Here is a 16,817-nt window from a genome sequence, read left to right as displayed (position 1 = left end):
AAGGTGAAGGCCAAGGCGAAGGCAATGGCGAAGGAGGCGACGGCCAGTGAACGACATCCTCGACGTCGCCCTCCGCCTGGTCGTCGTGCTCGTCGCCTTCCTCACCCTCCCCCTGATCGTCGGCCAGACCGAGCACAAGGTGATGGCCCACATGCAGGGCCGCCTCGGCCCGATGTACGCGGGCGGCTTCCACGGCTGGGCGCAGCTCGTCGCGGACGGCGTGAAGTTCGTGCAGAAGGAGGACGTGGTCCCGGCCGACGCGGACCGCAGGATCTTCCAGATGGCGCCCGCCGTGGCCCTGCTTCCCTACCTCCTCGTCCTGATCGCGATCCCGGTCGGCCCGAACGGGTTCGTCGGCCAGGACATCGACGCGGGCCTGTTCTTCGTGCTCGCCGTGATGGGCGTGGGCGTCCTCGGCTCGCTCATGGCGGGCTGGGCGTCGGCCAACAAGTTCTCCCTCCTCGGCGGTCTGCGCACGGCCGCGCAGCTGATGGCGTACGAGCTGCCGATGCTGCTGGCCGCCGCGTCGGTGGCGATGGCGGCGGGCACCCTCTCGCTGCCCGGGATCGTGGAGTCGTACCACTGGTGGTGGACGCCGTGGCAGCTCGTGGGCGCGGTCGTGTTCTTCACGGCGGGCCTCGCGGAGCTGCAGCGGCCGCCGTTCGACATGCCGGTGGCGGACTCGGAGATCATCTTCGGCGCGTACACCGAGTACACCGGCCTGCGCTTCGCGTTCTTCCTGCTCGCGGAGTACGCCGGGATCGTGGTGCTGTCCGGCCTGACCACCGTGCTGTTCCTCGGCGGGTGGCACGGGCCGTGGTCGGACAGCGTCGGCTGGCTCTGGACCCTGCTGAAGACCTTCGCCCTCGCTTTCGTCGTCATCTGGCTGCGGGTCACGTATCCCCGTATGCGTGAGGACCAGCTCCAGAAGCTGGCCTGGACCGTGCTCATCCCCCTCTCCCTGGCCCAGATCGCGCTGACCGGCGTCGTGAAGGTGGTGATCTCCTAATGCCCGTCCCCGGCTCCGGCCTGGCCAAGGGCCTCGCCGTCACCCTGCGGACGATGACCCGCCGCACGGTCACCGCGCAGTATCCGGAGGTGCAGCCCGAACTGCCCCCGCGCAGCCGCGGTGTCATCGCGCTGTTCGAGGAGAACTGCACAGTGTGCATGCTGTGCGCCCGTGAGTGCCCCGACTGGTGCATCTACATCGACTCCCACAAGGAGACGGTTCCCGCCGCGGCCCCCGGCGGGCGCGAGCGGAGCCGCAATGTGCTGGACCGCTTCGCGATCGACTTCTCGCTGTGCATGTACTGCGGGATCTGCATCGAGGTGTGTCCTTTCGACGCGCTGTTCTGGTCACCGGAGTTCGAGTACGCGGAGACCGACATCCTCGAACTGACCCATGAGCGCGACAAGCTCCGCGAGTGGATGTGGACCGTGCCGGCCCCGCCGCCGCTCGACCCCGGCGCCGAGGAGCCGAAGGAGCTCGCGGCCGCGCAGAAGTCGGCGGAGAAGACCGCTGCCGCGGCTGCTGCCGCCGCTGTCGCGCAGGCGCAGTCGCAGGAGGGCGAGGCATGAGCCACCCCGGCTTCCTGTCCCCGGCGGGCGTCGAGATCGCCTTCGTGCTCGTCGGCATCGCGACCCTGGGGGCCGCCCTCATCACCGTGAGCACCAAGCAGCTGGTGCACGCCGCCCTGTGGCTGGTGGTCGCGCTCGGCGGGCTCGCCGTCGAGTACCTCCTGCTCACCGCCGAGTTCATCGCCTGGGTGCAGGTGCTGATCTACGTGGGCTCCGTGGTCGTCCTCCTTCTCTTCGGGCTGATGCTCACCAAGGCCCCCATCGGCCGCTCCCCGGACGCCGATTCGGGCAACCGCTGGGCCGCGCTCGTGGTGGCCGTGGCCTCCGCCGCCACCCTGGTCTGGGTGGTCGTGGACGCCTTCCGGGCCACCTGGATCAACCTCGACGGGCCCGTGCAGGGCTCGACCAAGGTCACCGGGCAGTTCCTCTTCCAGCACTGGGTGCTGCCGTTCGAGGCACTGTCCGTGCTGCTGCTCGCCGCCCTGGTCGGCGCCATCGTCCTCAGCCGTAAGAACGCCGACGCCAAGAACGCCGACCGGAAGAACGGAGCGCGCTGATGCACCTCGCCTACCCGGCCGTGCTGGCCGCCCTCCTGTTCTCCATCGGGCTGTACGGCGTACTGGCCCGGCGCAACGCGATCCTCGTCCTGATGTCGGTCGAGGTGATGCTGAACGCGGTCAACCTCAACCTCGTCGCGTTCGACGTCTGGCTCCGTGACACCGTGCACGCGGGGCAGGCGCTCACGCTGTTCGTCATCGTCATCGCCGCCGCCGAGATCGGCATCGGCCTGGCGATCGTGCTGCTCGTCTACCGCAACCGCGGCACGTCCGACGTCGACAAGCTCACCGACCTCGCCGACCGCGAGGAGAAGGCAGAGGCCGCAGCGTGACCGTGACGACCCTGGCCGTGCTCGTCCCCCTCCTTCCCTTCCTGGGCGCGGCCGCCTCGCTCCTGCTCGGCAAGCGCGCCCCCGGATTCGCCCAGCCGATGGCCGTGCTGCCGACCGCCGCCGCCTTCGTGCTCGCGGCGATCGTCGCGGTACGCCAGGGCAGCGGCCCGGCCACCGACTCCGCCCACCGGCTCACCCCGACCGGCTCGGTGCCGATCGACCTCGCCCTGCACCTGGACGGCTTCGCCGTACTGATCGCCGTGCTCGTCGGCCTGGTCGCGACCTGCGTCCAGCTCTACTCGACCGGCTACCTGCGCAATGACCCGCGCTATGTCTCGTACTCCGCCCTGGTTGCCATCTTCACCTCCGCGATGTTCCTGGTCGTCTATACCGGCGACGTCATGGTGCTGCTGGTCGGCTGGGAGATCATGGGCATCTGCTCGTACTTCCTGGTCGGCCACTACTGGGAGACCGAGGTCGCCCGCTCCGCCTCGATCAAGGCGTTCCTCGTCACCAAGCTCGGTGATGTCCCCTTCCTGATCGGCCTGTTCGCGCTCGCCACCGACGCCGGAACGTTCCGGATCAACGGCATCCTCACCGCCGCCACGCACGGCGAGCTGCACCACCCCACCCTCGTCGCCCTGCTCCTGCTCGCCGGAGTCGCCGGCAAGTCCGCGCAGTTCCCGCTGCACACCTGGCTGCCCGACGCGATGGCCGGTCCGACGCCGGTGTCCGCGCTGATCCACGCCGCCACGATGGTCGCGGCCGGCATCTACTTCGTCGCCCGCCTGCTGCCGGTCTTCGAGGCCTCCGCCGCCGCGATGGCCGTCCTCGCCGTCATGGCCGCCGTGACCATGATCGGCTCCGGGCTCGCAGCGCTCGCCCAGGACGACATCAAACGCGTCCTCGCCTACTCGACGATCGGGCAGCTCGGCTATATGGCCGGCGCCCTCGCCGTCGGCGACCGCAGCGCCGCCGTCTTCCACCTCCTCTCGCACGGCGCCTTCAAGGCGCTGCTGTTCCTCGCCGCCGGCGCGGTCATCCACGCCGCCGGTACGAACTCGCTGGCCGCGATGTCCCGTATGGACGGCCTGGGCAAGCGCGCCGAGGACGCCATGTGGACGATGGGCATCGCGCTGGCCGCCCTGGCCGCGATTCCTCCCTTCTCCGGCTTCTTCTCCAAGGAGTCCGTGCTCCGCGCCGCCGAACACGCCTCCGGCGGCCACACCGCCCACATCCCGTCCGCCGTCGGCTGGACGGTCCTGATCGCGGGCCTGGTCACCGCCGTCCTCACGGCCGCGTACGCCACCCGCCTGTTCCTCCTCGCCTTCCAGGGCCAGGGAGCCGAGGCCCCCGACCACGGCCGCGATCCGGCCGTCATGAACGTCGTCCTGTGGGTGCTGGCCATCCCCACCCTCGGCTTCGGCATGATCTCCCTCGTGCCGAAGGTCTTCGACCTCCCCGCCTGGTTCGACGGCGAGGAGCTCGCCCCGACCCTGGTCACCTCCGTCCTCGGCACCGGCCTCGCCCTCGTCGGCGTCCTCACGATGTACGGCGCCTGGCAGGCCACGGCCGCCCGCCGCACGCCCGCCGGAGCCGGGGCCGCCGTGGTCGCGGCGTCCGCCGCCGACGCCGAGCCCGCCCTGGTCGAGGAGGCCGCCCTGGAGCTGCCCCCGGCAGGGGAAGCGGCCGACCCCGGCGACCCGGGCCGGCTCCTCCTCGGCCCGCTGCACCGCCCCGCCGCCGCCGGCTTCCACCTGGACGCCGTCTACTCGGCACTGTTCGTACGCCCGGTGCTGGCCGCCGCGAGCCTTGTCCGCTTCCTGGACCGCGAGGTCATCGAGACCTACGTACGCGGAACGGGCGCGGCGCCCCGTCTGCTCGGTGCGATCGTCCGCCGCACCCAGACCGGCAATGTGCAGACCTATCTCAGCGTGCTGCTGGCCGGCTCGGTCGTGCTCGCCGTCCTCGTAGCTGTCGGAGCGTGAGCCGTGAACGACACCGTCATGCAGTACCTGCTCGTGGCCACCGTCGTCCTGCCGCTGCTCGGCGCGGTCGGCGCCCTGCTCCCGCCCCCGCCCGGCCTGAAGGGCAAGAGCCCCGACCAGGCGGTGCTGCGGCACGGCGTGACCGTCACCGGAGCCGTTCTGGCGCTCTCCATCGCCCTGGCGGCCGGTTTCGACCACGACCACCCCGCCACCATGCAGGCGAGCACCGACATCAGCTGGATCCCGGCACTCGGCATCCGCATCCACCTCGGCATCGACGGCATCAGCCTCCCCCTCCTCGTGCTGACCGCGCTGCTGACCTTCCTCTGCGCGGTCTACAGCTACTTCAAAATGCCGGCGGGCCCGTCCCCCAAGGCCTTCGTGGCGCTGATCCTGGTTCTCGAATCGGGCACCATCGCGACCTTCGCCGTGCTCGATCTGATGCTGTTCTTCCTGGCCTTCGAGATGGTCCTCATCCCGATGTACTTCCTCATCGCCCGCTGGGGCGGCGAAGGCCGCGAGCGGGCCGCACTCCGCTTCATCCTCTACACACTCCTCGGTTCCGTGGTCATGCTGCTCGGCCTGCTCCTGATCGGGATCAAGGCGGGCACATTCGACATGGTGACACTTGCCACTGACAACGGGTCACACCTCAGTCACACCACGCAACTGATCGCGGCCCTCGCCATCGGCCTCGGCCTCGCCGTCAAGGCCCCGATGTGGCCGCTGCACAGCTGGCTCCCCGACGCCCACACCTCCGCCCCGACCGTCGGATCGGTCCTCCTGGCGGGCGTCCTGCTCAAGATGGGCACCTACGGGTTCGTACGGATCCTGATCCCCATCACCCCCGAGGGGATGCAGACCTTCGCGCCCTACCTGGGCGCATTCGCGGTCATCGGGATCATCTACGGCTCCCTGGCCTGCCTGGCGCTGGCCCGGCAGGGCGTCGGCGGCGACCTCAAGCGACTCATCGCGTACAGCTCCGTCGGCCACATGGGCTTCGTCCTGCTCGGCATCGCGACCCTGACCCCCACCGGTATCAACGGCGCGCTCTTCGCCAACATCGCCCACGGCCTGATCACCGGCCTGCTCTTCTTCCTCGTCGGCTCCCTCAAGGACCGCTACGGCTCCACCGACCTCGACCGCCTCGCCGGCCAGACCGGCGCCGCGCTCTACGGCCGGGCCCCGCGCCTCGGCGGCCTGCTGGCCTTCGGCGCGGTGGCCTCGCTCGGACTGCCGGGCCTTGCCGGATTCTGGGGCGAGATGCTGGCGATGTTCGGGGCCTTCAAGCCCGCCGAGGGTCTGGACCGGGGCGCGTATCTGACCTTCACCGCCATCGCGGCCTTCGGCACGCTGCTCACGGCCGCGTATCTGCTGGTCGTCGTGCGCAGGGTGTGCATGGGCGAGAAGGCCACCGCCGAGGCGACGGAACCGCTCCTGGCGGACGTCCAGGGTTATGAATTCGCGGCCTGGACCCCGCTGGTCGCGCTCACCGTCATCGCCGGGCTGTGGCCCGCGCTTCTCCTCGGCCTCACCGACCCGGCCGTGCGTACCCTTCTCGGAGGCAGCTGATGGGTACCCTCATCCAGTCCGTCGACTGGATCGCGATCGCGCCGCCGGTCATCGCGGCCGCCGCCGCCCTGATCGTGCTGGTCGTCGACCTCTTCGTGAGCGATGCGCGCAAGCCGCTGCTGGGCTGGCTCACCGTCGGCGGCCTCGCGCTCGCCGGGCTGAGCCTGCTCCCGCTCCTTGACGGCGACCGCAGCACCTTCTGCCTCACCGTCCGGGGCGGCGACTGCTCCTACGTGGCCGACCACTTCACGATCATCGTCCAGCTGCTGGTCATCGGCGGCGCGCTGCTCACCGCCCTGCTCTCCATGCACACCATGGCCGCGGACGAACTCCCGGCGGGGGAGTACTGGTTCCTGCTGCTGTCCTCCGCCTCAGGCGCCGCGCTGCTGCCCGCCTCCCGCGACCTGACGACGCTGATCGTCGCCCTGGAAGTCGCCAGCCTCCCGGCCTTCGCACTCGTCGGCATCAAGCGCGGCGACCGGCTGTCCAGCGAGGCCGCGCTCAAGTTCTTCCTCTCCTCCGTCGCCGCCACCGCCGTCACCCTTCTGGGCGTCAGCTTCCTCTACGCCGCGACCGGCACCCTGCACCTCACCGCGCTGGCCCACGGCCTCACCGCCGTCGACCCGCAACTGGCCACCCTCGCCAAGGCGGGCGCCGCCCTCACCCTCGTCGGCTTCGCCTTCAAGCTCGCCGTCGCGCCCTTCCACTTCTGGGTCCCCGACACCTACACCGGCGCGCCGCTGCCCATCGCCGCCTACCTCTCCGTCGTCGGCAAGACGTCCGGCTTCTCCGGCCTCATCCTCGTCACGGTCGTTGGGCTGAAGCCCTACGCGGACGTCTGGGGCCCCGCCGTCGCCGTCCTGGCCGCGCTCACCATGACCGTCGGCAACGCCGCCGCCCTGCGCCAGCGCCCCGACGCCGCGCGCAGCGCCGTACGCCTGCTCGCCTGGTCCTCCATCGGCCAGGCCGGCTACCTGCTGGTCCCGGTCGCCGCCGCCGCGTACGCCGGCACCGACGAGATCGGCACCACCATCGCGTACGCCCTCATGTACGCCGCCGTGAACCTCGGCGCCTTCGCCGTCGCCGCGCTCGTCGCGCGCAGCGCGCCCGAGAACCGCCTCACCGACTACCGGGGCCTGTACGCGCGGCGCCCCCTGGCAGCCCTCTCGCTGGCCTTCTTCCTGCTGTGCCTGGCCGGGCTGCCGCCGGGCATCATCGGGCTCTTCGCCAAGGTTGCGGTCTTCTCCTCGGCCGTGCACGCGGGGCTCGGCTGGCTCGCGGTGATCATGGCGCTGAACGTCGTCGTGGCCCTGGTCTACTACCTGCGCTGGACGGCCCTGCTCTTCATGAAGAGCCCGGAACCGGCTGCCGTCACCCTCCCCCTCACCGCCCCCCTCACCGCCGCCATCGCCCTGTCCGCCGTCCTCGGCCTCGCCCTGTCCGGCGCGCCCCAGCTCGTCCTCCGCTTCGCGACCGGCGGCCTGCTGTGAGCCTCCTGTGAGGCGTGCACAAGGGAACTAACACCATTCCGGTGGCGTTGCCCCCTACGGGAGGTTCTCCTGAAGCAGAGAGCTCCCACCAGGGGAAGACCTAGGAGGACGCACCGTGCACCGCCGGCACAACGGGTTGAAGACCGCCGTACTGCTCGGCGGCCTTTCGGCACTCATCCTGGTCATCGGCAGCTTCTTCGGCCGTACGGGACTGATCGTCGCACTCGTCATTGCCCTGGGCACCAACGCCTACGCGTACTGGAACAGCGACAAGCTCGCGCTACGCGCGATGCGCGCCCGCCCCGTCAGCGAGTTCGAGGCCCCCGCCCTCTACCGCATGGTCCGCGAGCTCTCCACCTCCGCCCGCCAGCCCATGCCCCGGCTCTACATCTCGCCCACCGACGCCCCCAACGCCTTCGCCACCGGCCGCAACCCGCGCAACGCGGCCGTCTGCTGCACCGAGGGCATCCTGCGCATACTCAACGAGCGCGAGCTGCGCGGCGTCATCGGCCATGAGCTGAGCCACGTCTACAACCGCGACATCCTCATCTCCTCCGTCGCGGGCGCCCTTGCCTCGGTCATCGTCTTCCTCGCCAACTTCGCCTGGATCATCCCCATCGGCCGTTCCGACGACGACGACGGCCCCGGCCTCGTCGGCATGCTCGCCCTCATGATCCTCGGCCCGCTGGCCGCCTCCGTCATCCAGCTCGCCGTCAGCCGCTCCCGCGAGTACGAGGCCGACGCCTCCGGCGCCCGCCTCACCGGCGACCCCCTCGCCCTCGCCTCCGCCCTGCGCAAGCTCGACGCGGGCACCAAGCAGCTCCCCCTGCGGCCCGAGCCCCGCCTTGAGACCACAAGCCATCTGATGATCGCCAACCCGTTCCGCCCCGGCGACGCGTCCAAGCTCTTCTCGACGCACCCGCCCATGGCCGAGCGGATCGCCCGGCTGGAGGAGATGGCCGGCCACCGGGGCTGACCTGGCGGGCGCGCCCGACGCGTGGGAGGGTGGAAGCATGAAGCCGATCAACCTCATTCTCAACATCGTGTGGCTGATCATCTGGGGTCTGTGGATGGCCATCGGCTACGCCCTGCTCGGGTTGCTGATGTTCGTCTTCATCATCACCATCCCCTGGGGCATCGCCAGCTTCCGGATCGCCAACTACGTCCTGTGGCCCTTCGGCCGCACGACGGTCGAGCGGCCCGACGCCGGTGCCGCGTCCTTCGTCGGCAACATCATCTGGCTGATCTTCGCCGGCATCTGGCTGGCGATCGGCCACATCGTCGCGGGCATCGGCTTCTGCCTGACGATCATCGGGATCCCCTTCGGCATCGCCAACTTCAAGATGGTCCCGATCTCCCTCGTCCCCCTCGGCCGCGAGATCGTGACGGTGGACTAGGTCGCCCCTGGGACTCGCCAGTTCGGTGATGACGGCGCCTTTGGCGACCACGATGGCATCCTGGGCTGACCAGCGTTCCCCAACTGCTGTTGTCGGTAGGGCCCTGGGTGTTCGTAGAGGTGGGTTCAAGTAGCCACGTGGCCGTGATCCACGGCTGCACTAGGGTTCCCGCATGGCTGAGGACCCGTACTGGAACCACAACGTCGCCTACCACCACGTCGTGCTCGACGCGGTCCCCTCGTTCTGCGCCGACGCCCTCGACGTCGGCTGCGGCGACGGTCTGCTCGTCCGCAAGCTGGCCGCGGGCCGGGCGAAGCAGGTCACCGGTGTCGACCCCTCCCCGCGCATGATCGAGCTGGCCCGGAGCCTCGGCGCGGAAGCGCCGAACACCGCCTACGCCGAGGCGGACTTCCTGACCTGCGAGCTGCCGGAGGCCGGCTACGACTTCGTCTGCTCGGTGACGGCCATCCATCACATGGACTTCACGGCCGCCCTGCGCAAGATGGCCCGGCTGCTGCGCCCAGGTGGGCGGCTGGTCGTCATCAGCCTCGCCAAGAACGTCACCTGGACCGACTGGATCGTCAGCGGCCTCGGCGTCCCGGCCAACCACGTCTGCCGGATGGTGCGTGGCGAGGGGGCCCCGGACGGGATGCCGGTCAAGGAGTCCGTGATGAGCTGGGGCCAGGTCCGTGCGGCCGCGCGGGAGGTACTGCCAGGGGTCCGGTATCGGCGGCATCTGCTGTGGCGGTACTCGCTCGTGTGGACGAAGCCCGAGACGGCCTGAGCCGACTTATCGGGCCCGCCCGCCGGTGACAATCGCCGAAAGCCGCATTGAACCGGACGCCAGGCGCTGACAACCTGTCCCCGTGTGGACTGAACCGCGCACGCGCCGGCCTCGGCCGGTCAGCGCCGCCCGATCGCTGGCACCACTGGCGATCGCGCTGGCACTGGCCCTGGGCATCGGCGCGTACGTCATCGATCGCGTCGCGCCCGCGAGCAGCAGCAGCACCGTAGGGCCGTCGCCGCAGGACTACGTGGCCTTCGACGCCCTGCCGCGTACGAAGGCCGCCGCGTCCGGCCTCGCTGTCCCCTCCTACACCGAGGACTGCGGCCGCAACGAGGAGGGCCACCGCAACGCCGACAACGTCGTGGTGTCCCCGGGCTACACCAACGGCGCTCACCACGCGCACGACTACGTGGGCAACCTCTCCACCGACGCCTTCTCCACCAACCGCAGCCTGGCCGCCGCGCGCACCACCTGCCGCGACGGCGACCGCTCGACGTACTACTGGCCGGTTCTGCGCCGCCAGGACCAGCCGACCACCGGCGGCGGCGACGCCACGATCCACGGCAACGTCGGCCGGATCATCGACCCCGAGTCCGTAACCGTCGAGTACCGGGGAAATCCGGTCAGCGATGTCGTTGCGATGCCGCGCTTCCTGCGCATGATCACCGGCGATCCGGTGGCCGGCACCCAGGGCGACGCGAACGCGCATGCGCAGTGGGGGTGTTCGACGGCGCCCGGCCTCTTCACGCCGCTGTACCCGCGCTGTCCGGACGGTGCGCGCCTCATGCGCACGCTGGATTTCCCGAGCTGCTGGAACGGCCTGGACACCGACAGCCCGGACCACCGCACGCACATCGTTTTCCCGGCCGCGAACGGGGTCTGCCCGCACGGTACGTTCGCGGTCCCGCAGTTGCGGATCACGCTCACGTACGACGTCGATCCGGACTCGCCGTTCGCCCTGGACGCCTTCTCGGAGCAGCGGCACAGCCCGAGGACGGACCACGCGGTCTTCATCGACGTCATGACGGGCAGCCAGATGGCGGCGGTCGTGCGGTGTCTCAACGCCCGGAAACAGTGTGTGACGTAGGTCGCATTGAACCCCCCGCCGCCGCCCCGCGTTTAGGAAGCGAACCGCCGAGAGGACGGAGAGGTGGATGGCGGCATTGTGGTCCCGCGCCCGGCAGAGCACGCGCAGCACGCACGGCGCGCGCAGTACGCAGGGTGCTAGCGACGAAGCACTGATCCGATCGCTCTACGAGGAACACGGAGGTGCTCTGCTCGCCTACGCGACCCGGCTCACCGGTGACCGGGGGGCTGCCGAGGATGTGGTCCAGGAGACCCTGATCAGGGCCTGGAAGCACCCCGAGGCGCTGGTCAACGGCAAGGGTTCGGTGCGCGGCTGGCTGCTGACGGTCGCCCGCAACATCATCACCGACCGGTACCGGGCGAAGGCGGCCCGGCCGACGGAGGTCGCGGAGGTGCCCGAGCGGCCGCCGGTGCAGCAGGACCACGCGCAGCAGGTCGTGGACTCCATGGTCGTCATGGAGGCGCTGGACCAGCTGTCCCCGGATCACCGGGATGTGCTGCTGGAAATCTACTTCCGGGGGCAGAGCGTGGCCGAAGCCGCGAAAAATCTCGGAATACCACCGGGAACCGTGAAATCCAGGTCACACTACGCTCTCAAGACCTTGAGAGAGCTCTACACGAATAAGAATGCGAATACGCGGAAACCGGTCGCACTGCGGGAGGTGGCGGCATGAGCACACAAGAACGGCACGAGCACGACGGCGAACAGCTCACCGCGTACGTCCTCGGTGTCCTCGGCGAGCAGGAGGTGAGGGCTGTCGACGAACACATAGCGTCCTGCGACCGGTGCCGTGGCGAACTGGCCGAGCTGCGGGAGATGGAGCAGGCACTGGGCGAGGTCCCGCCCGAGGCCTTCATCGACGGGCCACCCGAGGGCGGCGACCTGCTGCTTCAGCGCACCCTGCGGCAGGCGCGCACCGAGCGCGCCGGCCGCGACCGGCGCCGGCTCGCCGCCAACGGCGCCATCGCCGCGGCCGCCGCGGCGGTGCTGCTGGTCGGCGGCGTACTCATCGGCCAGAGCGGCGGCAGCGGCGGCGGCCCGGTGGCCCTGCCCGCCACCACGCCCCCGGTCTCCACGGCTCCGTCCGGCATCAAGGTGGCCTCGGCCACCGACTCCGGCACCGGTGCGACCATGGCCGTGCAGGTCACCCCGGCCGCCAAGTGGGTCCGGGTCAACGCCTCGGTCAGCGGCATCCCGGCAGGTGAGCGGTGCCGTCTGGTCGTCGTCGCCAAGGACGGCAGCCGCGAGGTGGCCGGCAGTTGGGTGGTGGGCTCGGACCACGGGCACGGCAGGGGAGCCAACCTTGACGGCTCCGCCGCCATCGCGCCCGATGACGTGGCCTCGGTGGTCGTCGAGAACGACGCCGGAAAGAAATACGTCACCGCATCGCTCTGATTTCCCTGGAGCGAAGGGCCAAAGGACCGAACGCGGCATCGCGGGCTCCCCCCGGCGGTGCCGCGTTCGCATGCTCATTCCCTGCAGATCGGAATTCCAGGAATTCATCGAAATGCATTCATCTGCGCATGCGTACGGTCCGGCTCCCTGCGCAGGGAGCCGGACCGTATCCGCATCCGTATCGGCTTCGCCTCAGCGGTAGTTCACGTACTGCAGCGCGAAGTCGAAGTCCTTGCCCTTGAGCAGCGCCTGCACCGCCTGCAGGTCGTCACGGCTCTTCGAGCTGACCCGCAGCTCGTCGCCCTGCACCTGCGCCTTGACGCCCTTGGGGCCCTCATCGCGGATGATCTTGGCGACCTTCTTGGCGTTCTCCTGCGAGATGCCTTCCTCGATCGACGCGAAGATCTTGTACTCCTTGCCGGACAGCTGCGGCTCGCCGGCGTCCAGCGCCTTCAGCGAGATCCCGCGCTTGACCAGCTTGGTCTCGAAGACGTCCAGGATCGCCTTCACGCGCTCCTCCGAGTTCGCCTCCATGAGGATCTTCTCGCCCGACCACGAGATCGAGGCGCCCACGTTCTTGAAGTCGTACCGCTGCGAGATCTCCTTCGCCGCCTGGTTGAGGGCGTTGTCGACCTCCTGCCGCTCGACCTTCGAGACGATGTCGAAACTGGAGTCGGCCATCTTCAGTTGGCTCCTTGGCTCTGATCCATCAGGGATCCATCCGGGGTACGGCCCACCCCGGACCGCCCCCGCAAGCCTAGTGCGGTGACCGCGCACGTTCGCTGGGTTGCGCAGCCCGTCGCCACCATCCCTGTCCGAGGGGTTGATCAATCGAGTGGCGAAGCACCCCCGGGGATCGGGTATCGTTTACGACGTCGCCACGGAGCGCCCCGCGCGGGCCCCCGGAGGCGGCACCATCCCAGGCGGTGTGCCCGAGTGGCCAAAGGGAGCAGACTGTAAATCTGCCGGCTCAGCCTACCCAGGTTCGAACCCTGGCGCCGCCACAGGATGAGGCCCCTGACCAGTAGTTCTGGTCAGGGGCCTCAGTGGTTTCCGGGGCCGCTGCTCAGCTCCCGGCTCAGTTGCCGGCGACGTCCTTCACCGCCACCGCGACCGGCGTGTGACCCTCGATCAGCTCCAGGATCAGCCCGGCCGTGGACGGCGTGTCGATCAGCTCCGCGAGCACCGCCGCCACGTCGTCGCGGGTCACGGCGCCCGGCCCGGTGGAGGCGGCGAGCTGTACGCGCCCGGTGCCGGGGTCGTCGGTGAGGAGGCCGGGCCGCAGGATGGTCCAGTCGAGCCCGGGGCGGCGGCGCAGGTCGTGGTCGGCGGCGGCCTTTGCGCGGAGGTAGGCGGCGAAGACCGGATCGGTGCCGGCGGGGGGCTCGGGGGAGGCGCCCATCGCGGAGACCATGAGGTGGCGCCGCACGCCGGCCCGCTCGGCGGCGTCGGCGAAGAGGACGGCGGCGGCGTGGTCGACGGACTGCTTGCGGCCGACGCCGCTGCCGGGACCGGCGCCGGCGGCGAACACGGCGGCGTCGGCACCGTCCAGGACGCGGGCGATCTCCTCGACGGAGGCGTGTTCCAGGTCGTGGACGAGAGGTTCGGCGCCGGCCGCGCGCAGGTCGTCGGCCTGGGCGGGGTCGCGGATGATGCCCGCGGCCTCGTCGCCGCGCCCGGCGAGCAGGCGCTCCAGCCGGAGCGCGATCTGTCCGTGTCCACCAGCGATCACAATGCGCATGCCTTCGACGCTACGCCTTACGCCGGGTCTTTGCGGCTCCGCGCCTGCCGGGGGAGATCGAGCGCGAGCGTGTCCGTGAACTCCCGTACGGCGCTCGTCCGGGACACCACCCGCCCCCGGTGGATCACGATGCGGCTGTACGCGAGCGAGAGCGCGGCCTCGATCCGGTCGGCCCGCACCGCGAGCAGCTCGGCCGGGAAGCCCGCCTCGATCCGCACCTCGGGCAGCCCGAGGACCGCCCGGGCCAGCCCGCTCACCGCGTCGTAGGCCTCGGCGGCGCCGCACTCGCCGTAGGAGGCCAGCAGGAAGGCCGCCTCCAGCGGGTCGCCGCGCCCGACGGGGTTGGCCAGGTCGCGCAGGGCGCCGCTGCCCGCGGCGACCCGTACGCCGGCGGCGCGCAGCGCCCGTACCGGGGCGTGGCCGGGACCGCGGGACTCCAGGGCCCCGCAGCCGCCCTGGGGGAGGGCGACCACCGACACCCCGGCCGCGGCGAGCTGCCCGGCGGCGCGCCCCACGGCCTCGTACGGCAGCCGGCCGAGGCCGCCGCAGGGGCCGATGGAGACGCCGGGGCGCAGACCGCCCGCCATGGCGGCCAGACGGGCGAGGCGGGCCGGGTCGGAGCCGTCCGTGTGGAGGTCGACGGGGAGGCCGAACTCGTCGGCCACGCCGAGCAGGATCTCGACATAGCCGCCCGGGTCCGGATCGAGGTCCGGGCAGCCGCCGACGACCCCGGCGCCCATCTTCAGCGCGTCGCGCAGCACCGCGAGCCCGTCCGCCCCGGCGATGCCGGTCAGCAGCCGGGGCACGGCGACGGTGTGCAGCTCGGCGAGTCCGCGCAGCGCCCGCCGCGCCTGGAGCACGGCCTCCAGCGCGCTCAGCCCGGCGACGTCGCCGATCCGGACGTGGGTCCGGATCGCGGTCGTCCCGTGCCCGAGCTGCAGCAGCACCGCCTCGGTGACCCGGCGCTGGACGTCCTCCGGCTCGTACGAGGGCGGCCCGCCGCAGCCGGCTGTCATGGCGCTGTCCAGGTGGGCGTGCGGCTCGGCCGGGGCGGGCAGCAGCAGGTAGCCGCCGAGATCGATCCGGGTGCCGTCGGTGAGGCTCCCGGCCGTGCCGACGGCCTCGATCCGGGCGCCGCCGATCCGCACGTCGACGGTGCGGCCGTCGGCGAGGCGGGCGCCGCACAGCAGGAGCGGAGTGTCGGTAGCGGTGTCAGTCATCGCGCTCCCTGAGGCCGGAGGCAAGATCACGCGTTCCGAGCCTAGGGCGCGGTGCCCGGTCCGTCCGGGAAGAGGCGAATAGTCGTACCGGCGCGGTCGCTCAGAGCTGGTTCAGCGGTCGCTCTGCGTCGCTCAAGTGGCCTGCCTCACAGGGGTGCTGCGCGCCCGGTGTGCCCCTGAGATACGGATTTCACCTTCGGCGGCGGAGCGTGTAATGTCTTCCCCGTTCGCCCCTATAGCTCAGTCGGTAGAGCGTCTCCATGGTAAGGAGAAGGTCTGCGGTTCGATTCCGCATGGGGGCTCTGATGATCAGATGACCCGCCTTCGGGTGGGTTTGTCTCATCATCGCAGCGGCGTAGCTCAGTCGGTAGAGCAAGCGGCTCATAATCGCTGTGTCACCGGTTCAAGTCCGGTCGCCGCTACACCGTGTAGCCGATTGTGGGATCGGTCCTTCAATCGGCTACTCTTGCTTTGTTCTCTTTTCATAGTCTTTTCTACCCGTTCGTCAAGGAGCACTCACGTGGCCGCCACCGACGTCCGCCCGAAGATCACGCTGGCCTGCGTGGAGTGCAAGGAGCGGAACTACATCACCAAGAAGAACCGGCGCAACGACCCGGACCGTCTTGAGCTGAAGAAGCACTGCCCTCGCTGCAACTCGCACACCGCGCACCGCGAGACTCGCTGACCTCAGGCTTTACGCACACGAGGCCGTCCCCGCATCCGGGGGCGGCCTTGTGGCGTTACTCGTTGCCCGTACGTTTTCCAGGAGGTGCGCCGATGGCGCTGGACCAGTCCTTCGTCGGGCGGACGTATCCGCCCACCGCTCCCTACGAGGTCGGGCGGGAGAAGATCCGCGAGTTCGCCGAGGCGGTCGGTGACCCCAATCCGGTCTACACGGACCCGGAGGCGGCCAAGGCCGTCGGTCATTCCGATGTGATCGCGCCGCCGACCTTCCCCTTCGTGATCACGTACAAGGCGGCGGGCCAGGTCGTCCTCGACCCGGAACTGGGGCTGGACTACAGCCGCGTCGTCCACGGCGACCAGAAGTTCAGCTACACCCGCCCGGTCCGGGCCGGCGACCGGCTGTCCGTGACCGTCGCCATCGACGCCGTCAAGTCCCTTGCCGGCAACGACATCATCGACGTGCGCGGCGATGTGCACGACGAGAGCGGCGAGCATGTCGTCACCGCGCTCATGAAGCTCGTGTCCCGCGCCCCCGAGGAGAGCTGACCATGACCGCGAAGATCTCCTACGACGAGGTCGAGGTCGGCACCGAGCTCCCGGGCCAGTCCTTCCCCGTGAGCCGCGCCGCACTCGTCCAGTACGCGGGCGCCTCCGGCGACTTCAACCCCATCCACTGGAACGAGAAGTTCGCCGTGGCCGTCGGCCTGCCGGACGTCATCGCCCACGGGATGTTCACCATGGCCTCCGCGATCCGTGTCGTCACCGACTGGGCCGGCGACCCGGGCGCGGTCGCCGAGTACGGGGTGCGCTTCACCAAGCCGGTCGTCGTCCCGAACGACGGGACCGGCGCGGTGATCGAGGTCACGGCCAAGGTCGCCGCGAAGCTGGACGACGCCGAGCGGACGGTCCGGGTGGACCTGACCGCGATGGCCGACGGCCAGAAGGTGCTGGGCATGTCGCGAGCGGTGGTCCGGCTCGCGTAGCGGCGC

Annotated in this window: 19 protein-coding genes and 3 tRNA genes; 19 read left to right on the top strand and 3 right to left on the bottom strand. The window is 70.4% G+C overall.

Annotation, left to right across the window (positions count from 1 at the left end; all coding sequences use genetic code 11):
- Positions 1-46 precede the first annotated feature (46 nt).
- The 13 genes from nuoH to OG607_RS18110 all read left to right on the top strand — a co-directional run bounded on the left by nuoH (position 47) and on the right by OG607_RS18110 (position 12,183).
- Positions 47-1,009, top strand: a complete 963-nt coding sequence (gene nuoH, locus OG607_RS18170; protein ID WP_329313753.1) for an NADH-quinone oxidoreductase subunit NuoH — start codon at positions 47-49, stop codon at positions 1,007-1,009.
- Positions 1,009-1,578, top strand: coding sequence for a NuoI/complex I 23 kDa subunit family protein (locus OG607_RS18165; RefSeq protein ID WP_405724207.1), 570 nt, complete (start codon positions 1,009-1,011; stop codon positions 1,576-1,578). The genes nuoH and OG607_RS18165 overlap by 1 nt, the downstream gene beginning before the upstream one ends.
- Positions 1,575-2,135: an NADH-quinone oxidoreductase subunit J gene (locus OG607_RS18160; RefSeq protein ID WP_405724205.1), complete on the top strand. Its 561-nt coding sequence runs from the start codon at positions 1,575-1,577 to the stop codon at positions 2,133-2,135. Before OG607_RS18165 ends, OG607_RS18160 begins: the two co-directional genes overlap by 4 nt.
- Positions 2,135-2,467, top strand: a complete 333-nt coding sequence (nuoK, locus tag OG607_RS18155) for an NADH-quinone oxidoreductase subunit NuoK (protein ID WP_405724203.1) — start codon at positions 2,135-2,137, stop codon at positions 2,465-2,467. The genes OG607_RS18160 and nuoK overlap by 1 nt, the downstream gene beginning before the upstream one ends.
- On the top strand, positions 2,464-4,455 hold the full coding sequence (locus OG607_RS18150; protein ID WP_405724201.1) for an NADH-quinone oxidoreductase subunit L: 1,992 nt from the start codon (positions 2,464-2,466) through the stop codon (positions 4,453-4,455). Before nuoK ends, OG607_RS18150 begins: the two co-directional genes overlap by 4 nt.
- 18 nt (positions 4,456-4,473) lie before the next feature.
- Complete coding sequence (locus OG607_RS18145) at positions 4,474-6,027, top strand: NuoM family protein (RefSeq protein ID WP_405736866.1); 1,554 nt, start codon at positions 4,474-4,476, stop codon at positions 6,025-6,027.
- Positions 6,027-7,517 (top strand): NADH-quinone oxidoreductase subunit N, encoded by a 1,491-nt coding sequence (locus OG607_RS18140; RefSeq protein ID WP_405724199.1) that lies wholly within the window; start codon positions 6,027-6,029, stop codon positions 7,515-7,517. The genes OG607_RS18145 and OG607_RS18140 overlap by 1 nt, the downstream gene beginning before the upstream one ends.
- A gap of 115 nt (positions 7,518-7,632) precedes the next feature.
- The gene (htpX, locus tag OG607_RS18135) at positions 7,633-8,493 is read left to right on the top strand and encodes a zinc metalloprotease HtpX (protein WP_405724197.1); all 861 of its coding nucleotides are present in this window, start codon (positions 7,633-7,635) and stop codon (positions 8,491-8,493) included.
- A gap of 37 nt (positions 8,494-8,530) precedes the next feature.
- Positions 8,531-8,914 carry a YccF domain-containing protein gene (locus OG607_RS18130; RefSeq protein WP_405724195.1) on the top strand — a complete coding sequence of 128 codons (384 nt, stop codon included), beginning with the start codon at positions 8,531-8,533 and terminating at the stop codon, positions 8,912-8,914.
- 172 nt (positions 8,915-9,086) lie between these two features.
- Positions 9,087-9,698, top strand: a complete 612-nt coding sequence (locus OG607_RS18125; RefSeq protein ID WP_405724194.1) for a class I SAM-dependent methyltransferase — start codon at positions 9,087-9,089, stop codon at positions 9,696-9,698.
- 82 nt (positions 9,699-9,780) lie between these two features.
- A complete protein-coding gene (locus OG607_RS18120; protein WP_405724192.1) occupies positions 9,781-10,788 on the top strand; it encodes a DUF1996 domain-containing protein in 1,008 nt (335 codons plus the stop codon).
- A 67-nt stretch (positions 10,789-10,855) separates the two neighbouring features.
- Positions 10,856-11,461 carry a sigma-70 family RNA polymerase sigma factor gene (locus OG607_RS18115; protein ID WP_405724190.1) on the top strand — a complete coding sequence of 202 codons (606 nt, stop codon included), beginning with the start codon at positions 10,856-10,858 and terminating at the stop codon, positions 11,459-11,461.
- On the top strand, positions 11,458-12,183 hold the full coding sequence (locus tag OG607_RS18110; protein ID WP_405724189.1) for an anti-sigma factor family protein: 726 nt from the start codon (positions 11,458-11,460) through the stop codon (positions 12,181-12,183). The genes OG607_RS18115 and OG607_RS18110 overlap by 4 nt, the downstream gene beginning before the upstream one ends.
- Positions 12,184-12,375: 192 nt before the next feature.
- On the opposite strand, the gene OG607_RS18105 is transcribed toward OG607_RS18110, so the two are convergent.
- Entirely contained in the window at positions 12,376-12,864 is a 489-nt protein-coding gene (locus tag OG607_RS18105) for a YajQ family cyclic di-GMP-binding protein (RefSeq protein ID WP_101403673.1), read from the bottom strand.
- 241 nt (positions 12,865-13,105) lie between these two features.
- Between OG607_RS18105 and OG607_RS18100 the strand changes: the two genes are divergently transcribed.
- Positions 13,106-13,187: transfer RNA gene (locus tag OG607_RS18100), tRNA-Tyr, on the top strand.
- A gap of 74 nt (positions 13,188-13,261) precedes the next feature.
- Here OG607_RS18100 and OG607_RS18095 read toward each other — a convergent pair.
- Positions 13,262-13,924 carry an NAD(P)H-binding protein gene (locus tag OG607_RS18095; protein WP_405724188.1) on the bottom strand — a complete coding sequence of 221 codons (663 nt, stop codon included), beginning with the start codon at positions 13,922-13,924 and terminating at the stop codon, positions 13,262-13,264.
- Between the two features lie 17 nt (positions 13,925-13,941).
- Positions 13,942-15,144, bottom strand: coding sequence for an amidohydrolase family protein (locus OG607_RS18090; protein WP_405724187.1), 1,203 nt, complete (start codon positions 15,142-15,144; stop codon positions 13,942-13,944).
- A 229-nt stretch (positions 15,145-15,373) separates the two neighbouring features.
- On the opposite strand from OG607_RS18090, the gene OG607_RS18085 reads away from it, so the two are divergent.
- From OG607_RS18085 to OG607_RS18065, 5 genes are all read left to right on the top strand, one after another.
- Positions 15,374-15,446 (top strand) — tRNA-Thr (locus tag OG607_RS18085).
- A 47-nt stretch (positions 15,447-15,493) separates the two neighbouring features.
- A tRNA-Met gene (locus tag OG607_RS18080) sits at positions 15,494-15,566 on the top strand.
- Between the two features lie 98 nt (positions 15,567-15,664).
- Positions 15,665-15,829, top strand: coding sequence for a 50S ribosomal protein L33 (gene rpmG, locus OG607_RS18075; RefSeq protein WP_014144273.1), 165 nt, complete (start codon positions 15,665-15,667; stop codon positions 15,827-15,829).
- A gap of 92 nt (positions 15,830-15,921) precedes the next feature.
- Positions 15,922-16,374, top strand: coding sequence for a MaoC family dehydratase N-terminal domain-containing protein (locus OG607_RS18070; RefSeq protein ID WP_405724186.1), 453 nt, complete (start codon positions 15,922-15,924; stop codon positions 16,372-16,374).
- Between the two features lie 2 nt (positions 16,375-16,376).
- Positions 16,377-16,811 (top strand): MaoC family dehydratase, encoded by a 435-nt coding sequence (locus OG607_RS18065; protein ID WP_405724185.1) that lies wholly within the window; start codon positions 16,377-16,379, stop codon positions 16,809-16,811.
- Positions 16,812-16,817: the final 6 nt, after the last annotated feature.

The organism is Streptomyces sp. NBC_01537 (genome assembly GCF_045040445.1).
GTDB lineage: Bacteria > Actinomycetota > Actinomycetes > Streptomycetales > Streptomycetaceae > Actinacidiphila.
This window is presented reverse-complemented; position numbering and strand designations above follow the sequence as displayed.

Coding starts and splice junctions, on each gene's coding strand:
- OG607_RS18165 (WP_405724207.1), top strand. CDS start 1,009: ATGCCCGTCCCCGGCTCCGGCCTGGCCAAGGGCCTCGCCGTCACCCTG.
- OG607_RS18070 (WP_405724186.1), top strand. CDS start 15,922: ATGGCGCTGGACCAGTCCTTCGTCGGGCGGACGTATCCGCCCACCGCT.
- OG607_RS18090 (WP_405724187.1), bottom strand. CDS start 15,144: ATGACTGACACCGCTACCGACACTCCGCTCCTGCTGTGCGGCGCCCGC.
- OG607_RS18145 (WP_405736866.1), top strand. CDS start 4,474: ATGCAGTACCTGCTCGTGGCCACCGTCGTCCTGCCGCTGCTCGGCGCG.
- OG607_RS18125 (WP_405724194.1), top strand. CDS start 9,087: ATGGCTGAGGACCCGTACTGGAACCACAACGTCGCCTACCACCACGTC.
- OG607_RS18115 (WP_405724190.1), top strand. CDS start 10,856: ATGGCGGCATTGTGGTCCCGCGCCCGGCAGAGCACGCGCAGCACGCAC.
- OG607_RS18065 (WP_405724185.1), top strand. CDS start 16,377: ATGACCGCGAAGATCTCCTACGACGAGGTCGAGGTCGGCACCGAGCTC.
- OG607_RS18095 (WP_405724188.1), bottom strand. CDS start 13,924: ATGCGCATTGTGATCGCTGGTGGACACGGACAGATCGCGCTCCGGCTG.
- OG607_RS18110 (WP_405724189.1), top strand. CDS start 11,458: ATGAGCACACAAGAACGGCACGAGCACGACGGCGAACAGCTCACCGCG.
- OG607_RS18130 (WP_405724195.1), top strand. CDS start 8,531: ATGAAGCCGATCAACCTCATTCTCAACATCGTGTGGCTGATCATCTGG.
- OG607_RS18140 (WP_405724199.1), top strand. CDS start 6,027: ATGGGTACCCTCATCCAGTCCGTCGACTGGATCGCGATCGCGCCGCCG.
- OG607_RS18160 (WP_405724205.1), top strand. CDS start 1,575: ATGAGCCACCCCGGCTTCCTGTCCCCGGCGGGCGTCGAGATCGCCTTC.
- OG607_RS18105 (WP_101403673.1), bottom strand. CDS start 12,864: ATGGCCGACTCCAGTTTCGACATCGTCTCGAAGGTCGAGCGGCAGGAG.
- nuoK (WP_405724203.1), top strand. CDS start 2,135: ATGCACCTCGCCTACCCGGCCGTGCTGGCCGCCCTCCTGTTCTCCATC.